This window comes from Citrobacter enshiensis (assembly GCF_029338175.1).
GTDB classification, from domain to species: domain Bacteria; phylum Pseudomonadota; class Gammaproteobacteria; order Enterobacterales; family Enterobacteriaceae; genus Citrobacter_D; species Citrobacter_D enshiensis.
On sequence record NZ_CP119862.1, the window covers coordinates 3852794 to 3867239 of the forward strand.

Annotated in this window: 14 protein-coding genes; 5 read left to right on the forward strand and 9 right to left on the reverse strand. The window is 53.8% G+C overall.

Features of this window, described 5'->3' with window-relative positions:
- The first annotated feature begins 225 nt into the window (after positions 1-225).
- Complete coding sequence (gene pepD / locus P2W74_RS18365; protein ID WP_276292751.1) at positions 226-1683, forward strand: cytosol nonspecific dipeptidase; 1458 nt, start codon at positions 226-228, stop codon at positions 1681-1683.
- A 41-nt stretch (positions 1684-1724) separates the two neighbouring features.
- Here pepD and P2W74_RS18370 read toward each other — a convergent pair whose 3' ends face one another.
- Together P2W74_RS18370 and dinB are read right to left on the reverse strand one after the other, a co-directional pair.
- Complete coding sequence (locus tag P2W74_RS18370; protein WP_276292752.1) at positions 1725-2183, reverse strand: GNAT family N-acetyltransferase; 459 nt, start codon at positions 2181-2183, stop codon at positions 1725-1727.
- A 2-nt stretch (positions 2184-2185) separates the two neighbouring features.
- Positions 2186-3241 (reverse strand): DNA polymerase IV, encoded by a 1056-nt coding sequence (dinB, locus tag P2W74_RS18375; protein ID WP_276292753.1) that lies wholly within the window; start codon positions 3239-3241, stop codon positions 2186-2188.
- A 257-nt stretch (positions 3242-3498) separates the two neighbouring features.
- On the opposite strand from dinB, the gene dpaA reads away from it, so the two are divergent.
- Positions 3499-4239 carry a peptidoglycan meso-diaminopimelic acid protein amidase gene (gene dpaA / locus P2W74_RS18380; RefSeq protein ID WP_276292754.1) on the forward strand — a complete coding sequence of 247 codons (741 nt, stop codon included), beginning with the start codon at positions 3499-3501 and terminating at the stop codon, positions 4237-4239.
- On the opposite strand, the gene P2W74_RS18385 is transcribed toward dpaA, so the two are convergent.
- Entirely contained in the window at positions 4210-4977 is a 768-nt protein-coding gene (locus P2W74_RS18385) for a class II glutamine amidotransferase (protein WP_276292755.1), read from the reverse strand. The two genes, dpaA and P2W74_RS18385, sit on opposite strands and share 30 nt — an antisense overlap.
- A gap of 45 nt (positions 4978-5022) precedes the next feature.
- The gene (gene lpcA / locus P2W74_RS18390) at positions 5023-5601 is read right to left on the reverse strand and encodes a D-sedoheptulose 7-phosphate isomerase (RefSeq protein WP_103776897.1); all 579 of its coding nucleotides are present in this window, start codon (positions 5599-5601) and stop codon (positions 5023-5025) included.
- A 239-nt stretch (positions 5602-5840) separates the two neighbouring features.
- Here lpcA and fadE point away from each other — a divergent pair, with 239 nt between their 5' ends.
- The 3 genes from fadE (at position 5841) to P2W74_RS18405 (ending at position 9758) form a co-directional block, all read left to right on the forward strand.
- Positions 5841-8285: an acyl-CoA dehydrogenase FadE gene (fadE, locus tag P2W74_RS18395; protein ID WP_276292756.1), complete on the forward strand. Its 2445-nt coding sequence runs from the start codon at positions 5841-5843 to the stop codon at positions 8283-8285.
- A 110-nt stretch (positions 8286-8395) separates the two neighbouring features.
- Positions 8396-9166, forward strand: coding sequence for an amidohydrolase (locus tag P2W74_RS18400; protein WP_276292757.1), 771 nt, complete (start codon positions 8396-8398; stop codon positions 9164-9166).
- A gap of 181 nt (positions 9167-9347) precedes the next feature.
- Entirely contained in the window at positions 9348-9758 is a 411-nt protein-coding gene (locus tag P2W74_RS18405) for a Spy/CpxP family protein refolding chaperone (protein WP_192611187.1), read from the forward strand.
- A 71-nt stretch (positions 9759-9829) separates the two neighbouring features.
- Here P2W74_RS18405 and P2W74_RS18410 read toward each other — a convergent pair whose 3' ends face one another.
- From P2W74_RS18410 to P2W74_RS18430, 5 genes are read right to left on the reverse strand one after another with little or no spacing between them, the layout of a single operon-like run.
- Positions 9830-10549 carry an EAL domain-containing protein gene (locus tag P2W74_RS18410; protein ID WP_276292758.1) on the reverse strand — a complete coding sequence of 240 codons (720 nt, stop codon included), beginning with the start codon at positions 10547-10549 and terminating at the stop codon, positions 9830-9832.
- Position 10550: 1 nt separating this feature from the next.
- Entirely contained in the window at positions 10551-12218 is a 1668-nt protein-coding gene (locus P2W74_RS18415) for an O-antigen ligase family protein (RefSeq protein WP_276292759.1), read from the reverse strand.
- Position 12219: 1 nt separating this feature from the next.
- Positions 12220-12762 (reverse strand): fimbrial protein, encoded by a 543-nt coding sequence (locus P2W74_RS18420; RefSeq protein WP_276292760.1) that lies wholly within the window; start codon positions 12760-12762, stop codon positions 12220-12222.
- Between the two features lie 9 nt (positions 12763-12771).
- Positions 12772-13836, reverse strand: a complete 1065-nt coding sequence (locus P2W74_RS18425) for a fimbrial protein (protein ID WP_276292761.1) — start codon at positions 13834-13836, stop codon at positions 12772-12774.
- Entirely contained in the window at positions 13833-14438 is a 606-nt protein-coding gene (locus P2W74_RS18430; protein ID WP_276292762.1) for a fimbrial protein, read from the reverse strand. The genes P2W74_RS18425 and P2W74_RS18430 overlap by 4 nt, the downstream gene beginning before the upstream one ends.
- Between the last annotated feature and the right edge of the window lie 8 nt (positions 14439-14446).

Here is a 14446-nt window from a genome sequence, read left to right on the forward strand (position 1 = left end):
AAGTGTTCGAGGGGGAAATAGGTTGCGCGAGATTATAGAGATCTGACGCGCTAAAAACCAGTGTTTCGCTGAATCCGCCCCTCTTTTACGTGCTTTCTACTACCCGCCGCCGGATAAAGTGGTATTCTCAATTGCATCTCGCAAGCCTGACTTGTGGTGTTTTTTATTCTGCTAACCCTGTGGCCTGCAAGAAAGTTTCGCAGGACATCGCCAAGGAGACTCATCGTGTCTGAACTGTCTCAATTATCTCCACAACCGTTGTGGGATATTTTTGCAAAAATTTGTTCTATTCCTCATCCTTCTTACCATGAAGAACAACTCGCTGAGCACATTGTCGGCTGGGCAAAAGAGAAAGGCTTGCACGTAGAGCGCGATCAGGTCGGGAATATCCTGATCCGTAAACCTGCCACTGCAGGGATGGAAGACCGCAAGCCGGTTGTTCTGCAGGCGCACCTCGATATGGTACCGCAGAAGAACAACGACACCGTACACGACTTCGCCAAAGATCCTATTCAGCCGTATATCGACGGCGAATGGGTGAAAGCGCGCGGCACTACGCTTGGGGCAGATAACGGCATTGGTATGGCTTCCGCTCTGGCGGTGCTCGCCGATGATACTGTGGCGCACGGCCCGCTGGAAGTGCTGCTGACCATGACCGAAGAAGCGGGTATGGATGGCGCATTTGGCCTCCAGGCGAACTGGCTGCAGGCAGACATTCTGATCAACACCGACTCCGAAGAAGAAGGTGAGATCTACATGGGATGCGCCGGTGGTATCGACTTCACTTCTAACCTGCCACTGACCCGTGAAGCGGTTCCGGCGGGTTTCCAGAGCTTCAAACTGACCTTAAAAGGGTTGAAAGGCGGTCACTCCGGCGGCGAAATCCACGTCGGTCTTGGCAACGCCAACAAGCTTCTGGTTCGCTTCCTGGCGGGCCATGCTGAAGAGTTAGATCTGCGTCTGGTCGATTTCAACGGCGGTACTCTGCGTAACGCTATCCCGCGTGAAGCCTTTGCTACCGTTGCCGTTGCCGCTGATAAAGTCGATGCCCTGAAAACCCTGGCGAACACTTATCAGGAAATCCTGAAAAATGAGCTGGCGGCAAAAGAGAAAAATCTGGTTGTTCTGCTGGATGCCGTTGCCACCGAGAAAGCGGCGCTGACCACTTCCTCTCGCGATGGCTTCATCCGTCTGTTGAACGCCACGCCAAACGGCGTGATCCGTAATTCCGACGTGGCGAAAGGCGTCGTCGAAACCTCCCTGAACGTGGGTGTGGTTACCATGACCGACGACAACGTGGAAATCCACTGCCTGATCCGCTCGCTGATCGACAGCGGCAAAGACTACGTGGTCAGCATGCTGGATTCTCTGGGCAAACTGGCTGGCGCGAAAACGCAGGCGAAAGGCGGCTACCCAGGCTGGCAGCCGGATGCAAACTCCCCGGTTATGCACCTCGTGCGTGAAACCTATCAGCGTCTGTTTAACAAGACGCCGAACATCCAGATCATTCACGCCGGTCTGGAATGCGGTCTGTTTAAGAAACCGTACCCGGATATGGACATGGTTTCTATTGGGCCAACCATTACCGGTCCGCACTCCCCGGATGAACAGGTTCATATCGAAAGCGTGGGTCACTACTGGACCCTGCTGACCGAACTGCTGAAAGCGATTCCGACTAAGTAAGTTGCTCTCCTGCCCGGTAGGTTCCGCTTACCGGGCAGTATTCACATCGCGGCTTTTCGCATGACGAAATTGGTAAAAACCGCACCTCTCGCCTCTACCTGTTGCTGTTTGACTATCTGATAACCTTGCCCAATAAAAAATGGTCTTGCGGTGATGCTGGCCTCGACCCGAAAAGCCGTGTCAGGGTGCCGTTGTTCCAGATGGTGAAGCAAACGGGTCGCGACGCCCTGGCGTTGTGCGATCGGTGAGACAAATAGCAGGTCGATATAATCCTGTCTGGCCGTGATGAATCCCACAATTCTCTGCTGGCAAACCGCCACCAGCCCCTCCGATTGCAGCAGTTTTCGGTGCCAGGCAATCTCATCAATTTGCGCCCACGCGGCTATCTGTTCCGGCGAGTAATCCTGGCTAGCGATCTCCTTGATAGCACTGAGGAAAATCTCGCACAGCGCATCGAAATCATCAGGGTGGTATTCCCGAATGCATACGTCAATCGTCATTATTAAAGTCCCAGCAGCAGTTGTCTTTCCAGTTGCGGATCCAGCAGCGTCACGTGTAATCCGACCAGCCGGACGCCGCGTCCGCCCCGACGTTCGTCCCAGGTTTTTCTGGCCGTGGCGATCAGGTCTTCTTTATTTAACCGCGGCCAGACATGTTCCTGCGTGGTCTGCTGAAAATCATTAAACTTTAATTTGATGCCCTGGCGGGCGATGAGCAAATCCGGTTTTACCTTTGTCAGACGTCGTTCGAGTTCAGGATACAGTCGTTCAATGATCGCCTCGCACTCGGTCCACTCATGAATATCTTCAGCCAGCGTACGCTCAACGCCTACCGATTTACGCAGCCGTTCATTGTTCACATCCCGCTCATCAATGCCCTGACTGCGCTCCCACAGCACCCGACCAAACTTGCCGAAGCGTTTGAGTAACATCGCCAGATCGTAGCACTGCACATCCCCACAGGTGCGTAGCCCCATCGACTCCAGTTTGGCGGCAGACACCTTCCCGACTCCCGGAATTTTTGCCAGCGGCAACGTTTTGAGAAAAGCAGGCACATCGGTGGGAGCAATCACATATTGCCCATTCGGTTTATTGAGATCGGAGGCGATTTTAGCCAGGAATTTCACCGGGGCAATTCCCGCAGAGGCCGTCAATTGCAGCTCGTTAAAGATCGTCTGACGAATTTCCTGGGCAATCAGCGTGGCGGAACCCTGGCAGTGGGTGCTGTCGGTAACATCCAGATAGGCCTCATCCAGCGAAAGCGGTTCGATCAACGAGGTATAACGCGAGAAGATCGCCTGAATTTGGCGAGAGGCCTCTTTATAAGCCTCATAGCGCCCCGGCAATAACGTGAGATGAGGGCACAGTTTAAGCGCCATTCCGGTGGGCATGGCGCTACGCACACCAAATTTACGCGCCGGATAGTTCGCGGTGCTGATCACTCCCCGGCGCTCACGACTGCCGCCGATAGCAACCGGAATATCGCGCAGCGCAGGGTTGTCGCGCATTTCAACCGCAGCGAAAAAGCAGTCCATATCGACATGTATGATTTTACGCATCTCCCCTCTCCCACGCATATTACTGTTTAAGTATACAGTATTAATGAGCAATAAAAAGAGAGTAAATCCGTCCGTTTCCGACTGAACTTTCCTTTAGTGTCTTATATAAAGGAATACTAAATTGTAAACGCAGCACGAGAGACTTGCGAAAAACTTCCGTGGTGCTAATGTGAGCGCTCCAAATCCAGATTAGTCCGATTTGGGGACTCTTTTTGCCGTTCTGGCATGTGTAACCGTTTTATCAAGGAAAAAGCAGTATGCGTAAAATCGCATTATTTATTGCGATGCTTTTGATCCCGTGCGTCTCATTCGCCGGTTTGCTGAGCAGCAGCAGCCCAACCATGCCAGTCAGCAAAGAGTATAAGCAACAGTTGATGGGGTCGCCGGTCTATATTCAGATCTTCAAAGAAGAGCGCACCCTTGATCTCTACGTCAAGATGGGCGAGCAGTATCAATTGCTCGACAGCTACAAAATTTGTAACTATTCCGGTGGATTAGGCCCTAAACAACGCCAGGGCGACTTCAAAAGTCCTGAAGGCTTCTACAGCGTTCAGCGCAGTCAGCTCAAACCGGACAGCCGCTTCTACAAAGCCATCAATATCGGTTTCCCCAATGCTTATGACCGCGCTCACGGTTATGAAGGGAAATATTTGATGATTCACGGTGCCTGCGTTTCCGTCGGCTGTTATGCCATGACCGATAGCAGTATTGATGAGATTTTCCAGTTTGTCACCGGCGCTCTGGTCTTCGGCCAGTCCAGCGTTCAGGTCAGCATTTACCCGTTCCGCATGACCGATGCAAACATGGAGCGCCATAAGTACTCCTATTACAAAGATTTCTGGGCGCAGTTAAAACCGGGATACGATTACTTTGAACAGACCCGCAAACCACCGACTATTTCGGTTACCGGTGGCCGTTACGTGGTCAGCAAGCCGTTGAGCCACGAAGTGGTCCAGCCGCAACTGGCATCAAACTACGCGCTCCCCGAGACAAAATAATCGCCATTCGCCTGGCATGATCTTTTGCCAGGCTTCATTCCCTGTCAGCGGTTGGGTGGCAATCACGGTGACCACATCATTGGGTGTGGTTTCCGAGCTAAAGTCGATCTCAACGTCCTGATCTAACAATGTCGCCACGCCAAACGGCGCACGACGCGTGATCCAGTATAAATTCGTTGAACAGAACGCCATCACATAGCGCCCGTCTGACAGCAGCATGTTAAAGACGCCCTTCTCGCGTAATTCCCCTGCCAGCGCGGCAATATATTTAAAGACTGACGTCATATTGCCCGGCGTTCGCGGGTAGCGGGCGGTCAGTTTGTGTAACAGCCAGCAAAACGCCTTTTCGCTGTCAGTTTCGCCGATGGGGCGGAAATTGCCGGTCTCAAGAGATTTATACCCGTTGAGTTGCCCGTTGTGGGCGTAACTCCAGTTTCTCCCCCACAACTCACGCGTAAAAGGGTGGGTATTTTCCAGCGCCACTTCCCCACGATTCGCCTGACGAATATGCGCAATCACGGAACACGATTTAATCGGGTAGTCTTGCACCAGTTTCGCAATGGGAGAATTAAAGCTGGGTTGCGGATCTTTGAAGGTGCGACAGCCTTTACCCTCATAGAAGGTAATTCCCCAGCCGTCTTTATGCGGCCCGGTTCCTCCACCACGCTGAACCAGCCCGGTGAAACTAAAACAGATATCGGTGGGCACATTGGCGCTCATCCCGAGCAGTTCGCACATACTTCACCTCTACAACAGCGGGGGCACAACGCCCCCAGCGAAGATTTATTTAACCATCTCTTTTTCGATTAACTGAATCAGGATATGGATAACTTTGATATGGATTTCCTGGATACGATCAGCATAGCCAAAATGCGGTACGCGGATTTCGATATCCGCACTGCCCGCCATTTTGCCGCCGTCTTTACCGGTCAGGGTGATGACTTTCATTCCCTTTTCACGCGCCGCAGCAATCGCCTTGATCACGTTGCCTGAATTTCCTGACGTGGAGATCCCCAGCAGAACATCACCTTCGCGCCCAACGGCTTCAACGTAGCGGGAGAAGACATAATCGTAACCAAAATCGTTACTGACGCAGGAGATATGGCTGACATCAGAGATAGCAATGGCCGGATAACCCGGGCGGTTTTCACGATAACGACCGGTCAACTCTTCAGCAAAATGCATTGCATCGCAATGGGAGCCGCCGTTACCACAGGAAAGTACCTTGCCGCCCGCTTTGAAACTGTCTGCCAGCAGGACCGCTGCGCGCTGAATGGCGTGAATATTGGCATCATCTTTTAAAAAATTAGCCAGCGTTTCCGCCGCTTCGTTCAGTTCGTTACGAATAAGATCCTGGTACATGAGGATATCCTTCAGCATAAATGTAAATGACAGGATGCAGTGTACCGGATACCACAGAAAGCGAGAAGTCCAGGCCACCGGAAGCCCCCTGTCTTTTGATTTTTTGTGCCGGAGAAAACGGCAACAATGTGAGCTTTGTTGTAATTATTTTGTAAAAATATTGCTAAAAGAAATGACATCCACTACAACCATATCATCACAAGTGGTCAGACCTCCTACAAGAAAGGGAGCTTTTCGTTATGATGATTTTGAGTATTCTCGCAACAGTTGTTCTGCTCGGTGTACTGTTCTATCACCGCGTAAGCTTATTTCTCAGCAGTCTTATCCTGCTCGCCTGGACAGCCGCGCTTGGCGTCGCTGGCCTGTGGTCAGTCTGGCTGCTGGTTCCTCTGGCCATTATCCTCGTACCGTTTAACTTTACGCCGATGCGTAAATCGATGATTTCTGCCCCGGTGTTTCGCGGTTTTCGTAAAGTGATGCCGCCAATGTCACGCACCGAGAAAGAAGCTATCGACGCGGGTACGACCTGGTGGGAAGGCGATTTATTCCAGGGCAAACCCGACTGGAAGAAACTGCACAACTATCCACAGCCTCATTTAACGGCTGAAGAGCAGGCGTTCATTGATGGTCCGGTGGAAGAAGCCTGCCGCATGGCGAACGATTTCCAGATCACCCATGAACTGGCCGATCTTCCTCCCGAGCTGTGGGCCTATCTGAAAGAACATCGCTTCTTCGCGATGATCATCAAGAAAGAGTACGGCGGCCTCGAGTTCTCCGCCTATGCGCAATCTCGCGTACTGCAAAAACTCTCTGGTGTCTCCGGGATCCTGTCGATCACCGTGGGCGTCCCTAACTCGTTAGGCCCGGGCGAGCTGCTGCAACATTACGGTACTGAAGAACAGAAAAATCATTACCTGCCGCGTCTGGCGCGGGGTCAGGAGATCCCTTGCTTTGCGTTGACCAGCCCGGAAGCCGGTTCTGATGCTGGCGCGATTCCAGATACGGGAGTGGTTTGCATGGGCGAATGGCAGGGCCAGCAGGTGCTGGGTATGCGCCTGACCTGGAACAAGCGTTACATTACGCTGGCGCCTATCGCCACGGTGTTGGGTCTGGCGTTTAAACTCTCGGACCCGGAAAAACTGCTGGGCGGCGAAGAAGATTTGGGCATCACTTGTGCACTGATCCCCACCACCACGCCTGGCGTTGAAATCGGTCGCCGCCACTTCCCGTTAAACGTTCCGTTCCAGAACGGTCCGACACGCGGAAAAGATATTTTCGTGCCGATCGATTACATCATCGGTGGACCGAAAATGGCCGGTCAGGGCTGGCGTATGCTGGTGGAATGTCTGTCGGTTGGCCGTGGCATTACCCTGCCGTCTAACTCTACCGGTGGTGTTAAATCGGTAGCCCTGGCGACCGGCGCCTACGCGCATATTCGCCGTCAGTTCAAAATTTCTATCGGTAAAATGGAAGGGATTGAAGAACCGTTGGCGCGTATTGCAGGCAATGCCTACGTGATGGACGCGGCGGCGTCGTTGGTTACGTACGGTATTATGCTGGGTGAAAAACCCGCCGTGCTCTCTGCCATCGTGAAGTACCACTGTACCCACCGCGGACAGCAGTCTATTGTCGACGCAATGGACATCACGGGCGGTAAAGGCATCATGCTGGGCGAAAGCAACTTCCTGGCACGTGCTTATCAGGGCGCCCCTATCGCCATTACCGTTGAAGGCGCGAACATTCTGACCCGTAGCATGATGATCTTCGGACAAGGCGCCATTCGCTGCCATCCTTACGTCCTCGAAGAAATGGCTGCTGCGCAGAAAAACGACGTCAATGCCTTCGATAAATTGTTGTTCAAACACATTGGTCATGTCGGCAGCAATAAAGTGCGCAGTTTTTGGCTGGGCCTGACTCGCGGGCTGACCAGCCAAACGCCGACAGGGGATGCCACGAAGCGTTACTATCAGCATCTGAACCGCCTGAGCGCCAACCTGGCACTGCTTTCCGATGTCTCAATGGCGGTACTGGGCGGTAGCCTGAAACGTCGTGAACGCATCTCTGCACGCCTGGGCGATATTTTAAGTCAGCTGTATCTCGCCTCTGCCGTGCTGAAGCGTTATGACGATGAGGGCCGTCACGAAGCCGACCTGCCGCTGGTTCACTGGGGCGTCCAGGATGCGTTGTACCAGGCTGAACAGGCGATGGACGATCTGCTGCAAAACTTCCCGAACCGTTTGGTGGCAGGTTTGCTGAACGTAGTGATCTTCCCGACAGGTCGCCACTACCATGCACCTTCCGACAAACTGGATCATAAAGTCGCGAAGATTCTGCAAACGCCGAGCGCAACCCGTACCCGCATTGGTCGTGGCCAGTATCTGACGCCAAGCGAACATAACCCGGTCGGCTTGCTGGAAGAAGCTCTGCTGGATGTCATGGCCGCAGATCCTATCCACCAGCGTATCTGCAAAGAGCTGGGTAAAAACCTGTCCTTTACCCGTCTGGACGAGCTGGCGCATAACGCACTGGCAAAAGGGTTGATTGACAAAGATGAAGCGGCGATTCTGATCAAAGCCGAAGAAAGCCGCCTGCGCAGTATCAACGTTGATGATTTTGAACCCGAGGAGCTGGCGACACAGCCGGTAAAGTTGCCAGAGAAGGTGCGTAAAGTCGAAGCCGCATAAACATCCGCTCACCGTTCCAGCCCCGCTTTTAGCGGGGCTTTTTTATTGCCACCTATCCGTCGTGGCGCATGCTACAGTGTAAAAATGCTGCTTAACGAGGAACCACGATCGTGCCCGGTTTGAAAATCACGCTTTTGCAACAACCTCTGGTCTGGATGGACGGCCCTGCCAATTTGCGCTACTTTGACCGGCAACTGGAAACCATCGCCGGACGTGACATCATCGTATTACCCGAGATGTTTACCACTGGCTTTGCCATGGAAGCGGCAGCCCGCTCACTCTCTCAGGACGCCGTCATCGAGTGGATGCGCACAAGGGCTGAACAGACCAATGCCCTGATTGCAGGCAGTGCGGCACTACAGTCAGAACGCGGGCCGGTTAACCGGTTTTTACTCGTTGAACCGCAAGGAACCGTTCATCATTATGATAAACGCCACCTGTTTCGAATGGCGGAGGAACATCACCATTATGAACCGGGTACTGAACGCGTCATTGTGAACTGGCGCGGCTGGCGTATCCTGCCGCTGATCTGTTACGACCTGCGTTTTCCGGTGTGGTCCCGCAATCTCAACGATTATGATCTGGCATTGTTCGTGGCTAACTGGCCTGCTCCGCGTTCATTACACTGGCAGGCGTTGCTTACCGCGCGGGCGATTGAAAATCAGGCATATGTTGCAGGCTGTAACCGGGTTGGTACTGACGGCAACGGTCACCACTACCGAGGAGACAGTCGGGTGATTAGCCCGCAGGGTGAGATTATCGCTACGGCCGAACCCCATCACGCAACACGCATTGACGCAGAGTTATCACTCAGCACACTGCGGGAATACCGGGAGAAGTTCCCGGCATGGCAGGACGCCGATCCGTTCACGCTGCAATAAATCCGTTCCCCCCTTCCGCTATGGCGAAACGTTTCCCATAGCGGGGATTGTTTCACTCAGTAACCTCCCGTAAAACAAATTCGCGTGGCGCCCCTCACCTTTCAACGTATCCTGAGCGAGATATTCACTCGTCGTTTACGATGGTAAGCACAGTTCAAAATTTCTTTATCAGGATGAAATAATGAAGAATTTCGTACGTATGACCTTAGTCGCTGCCGCGCTGGCCGGTGCCTCTTTTAGTACTTTTGCATCAAACGTGTCTGATACACCCGTTCCTTCCCAGGATCCGGTGGTGCAACAGCTTAAGCTGACCGACGCTCAGGTTGAGCAAATTAAAAAGTTGCACAGCGAGCTGGAAGCAAACGTGAGCAAGATTTCCATGAAGGACATTAAAGACGGCGAACTGATCAATGTCATTAGATCCGGGAAATGGGACGAGTCCGCAATAAAAAAACAGCTGACGGCGATCGGCAGTGTTGAACAACAGTCCCGCTACTACCGCGTGAAATACTACTTTGAGCTGAACAAAGTCTTAACCCCGGAACAGCGTAAACTGGTACAAAATGAGATTGCCCAGACGCTGAGCGAATAATGTCGATAGCCCGTTGCGCCAGGTAGCGGGCTTTCCTGATTTTATTAGCATGAAAATAACGAAGCCCTGCCTCATTGCGGATTAAAGTCTTCAGGCAAAACTTCCTGCTCAAACAGATATCCCTGTACGGCATCAGCGCCGCTTACACGGCAAATGGCATAATCCTCTGGTGTTTCAACCCCTTCAATCACCACCCGTCCCCCCAGTCCACGAAACTGATTGACCAGAATAGTCAGCTGCGATCCCGATGTCCTGAACTGATGAAACAATCCGGTTTCGATTTTGACCGCATCAAATTGAATGCCAGCCTGCCGCCAGATAAAAAACTGCGCCGGTGAAACGTCATCCAACCAGATGCGAAACCCATACCGTATGAGAGTGTTTAATGCAGCGCACACCACCTGCTGTTCTGCCTTTTCCAGACGCATCATCGTGCCAGGATCCTGAATTTCGATAATGATCCGCCCCTCATGCGCCTGTTCAGTAAGCAGGCTTACCCACCGCTGGCAAGTCAGCATCCTGACAGATAAATTCAGCGAAAAGCATCCCCGCAGCGCCAGTACCCGCTGCATTTGCCACAGAAAGAGCTGCTGCTTCGCCGTGACGGAAAGGCGCTGGAAAAACAGATCCAGATGCATCGGTGTCTGTACCAGGCTCAGCACTTCACGGACATCCCGCGCTGCATCATGAAAAAAATGGATACGCTGCAGGCGGATCCCGGTGATCTGCGTCAGTTCGGCATTGCGGGGAAGCTCTGGCGTATAAAGAGCCGGTTCACTGAGTCTGTTCATGTCATTCCATTTTTTGATTAAAAGGGCGTCGTGCATCCTGCAACCAGGGGATACGGCGATCGTTCGGGTAGTCGAGGTAAAAGCGTGCCGCCAGACGACGCGCCGCGGGCATGTCGCGCTGCTGCTGCGCAAGCAAGATTTGCGTGAAAGAGATATTCGGGTCCGGGTGAACACGCACGTATTCAGGCGCCCAGCAGCGAACCGGCGTCAGCCAGCGGGCGTCCCGGGTTCGCTGATAACGTTGCAGATAACCCATTTCGACATCAAACCGGTAACGCGTGGCCAGTAGCCAGCCGCCCACAGGAAGCGATTCGGCAAGACGCCACTGTTCTGACTGCCGCTCCGCCGCCGTCAGTCGTTGTTGCGTTTGCAGCGTGAGGAGCAACAACGGCGTCAAGGCCAGCGTCGCGATAAACGCCGCCACGCGAACAAAGTCCGTCGCCGGAAGCGCCAGTCGGCGCCTGCTCACCGCACTGTCTGCACAACGTAGCAACAGAATCAGCAGCAGCCAGTGAGGTGTCGACTGTCTGACAGGGTATTCCGTCAGCATATGAATCACCACCGGCAGCGCTGCCACCAGGCATGCACGCCGCCAGTGATTTCCACTGATCCAAAGCCAGAAACCGCCCGCAATAAAACAGACCGCGCCAGGCAGACCGACCAGGCCGCCCTCCACCATCCACAGCACCAGTTCATTGTGCGGATGCGACATACTGCTCAGCCCAAAACGTCCCGCTCGTTCAAGAAAGACGGCGGCAAAACTGCCCACACCCCAGCCGATCCACGGTCGTTCTACAAACAGCGCCAGAGACGTTTTCAGCACCGACCAGCGAACATGAGATGACGTCAGGTGATCCACTGTCGCAACAGAGAGAAAATGGCGAGTGACTTCCCCCATCGCCATTCCCGCCGCCAGCAGCACCAGGAGTCGAAGCAACGTCCGCCGTTGCGAAGGAAAAATGGCCAGCAGCAATACTTCGCCAACGGCCAGAGACAAATAACCGGTTTGCGACTGACATTCATGCAGCACAAATCCCATCAACACACAGGCAAACCCAATGACTATCCGGGATCGGCCATGGATCCGTAAAAAGAGTAGCGCTGACAGCAATACGCCGCAGGCGGTAAAACTGGCCATCAGATTGACCTGCTGAAAAATGCCGTAAGGCCGCGTACTGCGCCACCAGGCAAACTCCCAGTACTCCACGCCCGGCAGATGCAAATACTGATACACGAACGCGAGGCATTCGAGGAGACAGGCACCCCATATCAGGGTCAGCAACGCTGTCAGGACGTGGGTCGTTAGCGGGATTTGCAGCACAGCCAGGTATAAAAGTGTGCCCCCCAACAATGCGCCAGCCACCAGAAATGCCTCCGTTTTCCAGACCACGGGCGTCAGCAGGCAAAGCAGTGTCAGAATGAGCGCTCCCGCCATAAACCCGGCGGCAGGCAAAGTAAGCCGCCAGCGTCGACGGGGCAGCAACACGGACACGCTCCCTGCCAGCACAACGGCGTAGACCCAGGACAGAATATTGAGCGGTAACGACAGACCGCTGCCGCCGTTATTCGGCCAGTAAAGATGCATACCCCCACACCAGAAAAGCAGACTGGCAGCGAGTAAGAATTTCTGCGCGGGCAACGGGACCAGGCGATTGAGTGTGTTCATCATGCTACTGGTAATTCAGCGTCCAGGTTCCGCTGGCGCTGAACGGACCGTATTCCAGAGACTGGTTTTTTATCGCCGTCGGCTCTGCCGCGACCCATGCCAGAAAATTCAGCGTCATCGACCCTTCAGTAATCTCTTTCACTGACGTGCTCTCACCGAGCCGGATTGCCGTACCATTCTCTTCACTCATCCCTATGCCGATCCCCGACGCACCGCCTTGCTCACTGCTGTCCAGCGCCAGATGATCGGGCAACTCCGCATCTTCGGTGCCACCGAAGGTGACGGAGATCCCGCGAAAAACCTCTGGGTTACAGTCGCGCAACTGAATACTGAATTTTTCTGGCTTACTGCGCCCTGACGAATAGAGATCCTGGGTGGCTATCTGCCCAAAATCGACCTCGATTTTGTCGCCGCCCGGAGGAAGGCTGCAGGCGAGCGCCACGACGGTGCCGTGGAAATACATATCGCCGCCGACCAGTTTAGTGTCAGCTTGCGTCGTACCGCTGAGCAACAATGCACTAGCCGCAATTAACGTCCTGAATCTCATGACATCATCCTACTGAAACTGCGCAACAACGGTGGCAGAGGCTTCAAACTCACCCTCCTTAACGCTACCCACGCCCGGCTTTGCCACCGGTGCGGCAGTGAGATTCCAGTCGCCCTGGTTCTGGTAGAAGCCCTTCACGTTGTAAAACTGATTCGGCACCACGGGGCTTCCGCTCTCGTCCTTAATGACGATCCCGAGATCGTCGCGTTTTTGCCCATTGCTGAGAGTACCGAGTAAATGATCGTTAAACCCCGCGGTACCTGAGGCCGTGCTGGTTTGTACGCCGAGATCGATATTCAGCGCGCCCTTGTCAAAGCTGCCGCCTTCACAGACCACGTGTATGGGGATCGACTTGCTGAAATTGGTGCCGTTGAGTTTTGCGGCGGAACCGGGCAGATCGCCAAATTCAATACTGATCTTGTCGCCCCGGTTAAAGGTGCATTTATCCGGCACGGTAATCAGCCCGGATTTAATCACCACGCGGGAAATCGCTGTTGTTGGCGTTGGGCCAGCGTTACCCATGCGCCCGGCAACCTCCAGCAGGGACTGCGAAGCAATATTGATGCCGTTAATTATTGGTTTGGTGACAATAAACGTCACTTTTCCTTTCGAACCACTTTTAACGTTAGTGGCGCGTACGTAGCCTTTACGCTTCTTGCAACTGTTATTGCTGTTGCGGTTAGAAACATTGGTAAAAGGTGCCTGAGCATAATTGTTATAGCGTCCGGCGACCCACACCTGCACTTCCACATCCAGATACTCGTTCAGACGAAAACGGTTCGGTCCCTGGTTTGAGAGAGGCATCGTCGAGGTCGTGGTGTAGTAAATCGGCTGTCGGGAGATATCCGCCTGCTCGCAGTGAAAATCCACCACATACAAGCTTCCCAGATTCCAGGTAAACGGGTTCGTTCTTCCGCCCGCGTGGTTTTTGCTCACATCCAGCGACTTCAACTCAATTTCATATTGATGTGGCACACCCCCTTGCGGCTCCCCTTCCCCCTGAGTAAACGCCTGCGCTGCCAGCGGGCAGCCTGCCAGTGCTAGCCACAACAGCGTTTTGTGCAATACGCTCATAGATACTCCAGCTTAAGTCTGACCAGACCGTTAAATTCGCCAGCGGTCACCTCGCGCCCGATGGATTCCAGCGCCGCGAGAAAGTGTATGGCGTTGTCTCCCGGTTTAAGGATCCACATACGCTGCGGTTGGCTGAGGTGGATCAACTGATTACGTTCAGTCAACAACCGGATGCCCGCTCCCCGCACATCGCCATGAATACGGCCCAGATCGCTGTTTTCCGGCGCGCTTTCGGCCATCAGCGTCATCGAAACGCCGCGTTCCACCGTGCTGTGCGTCCGTTCAGGCATTTCACTTGTCTGCCCGGGGAAATCCCGCAGGGGATGACCGGAACCTTTTAAGCAGTCGTTCAGGTACAGCGTGACCAACACCGGATCGCTTCGATCGCCGCCCTGGCGAAACCGGCTGGCGGAAATATCACCAAGATCGATGGTCTGGTCGCGTGACGCCATATCCAGCACACACGGCGAAACGAAGACCCGACCGTGAAAACGGACGTTGCCATACTCGCCGGACACGTTGCTCATATCCTGGCGCCCGCCTTTGGCCTGAACCGTACAGGCCACTCCCGCCATCAGCAGAGCGCAAAGCATCTTTTTCATTTACCGAG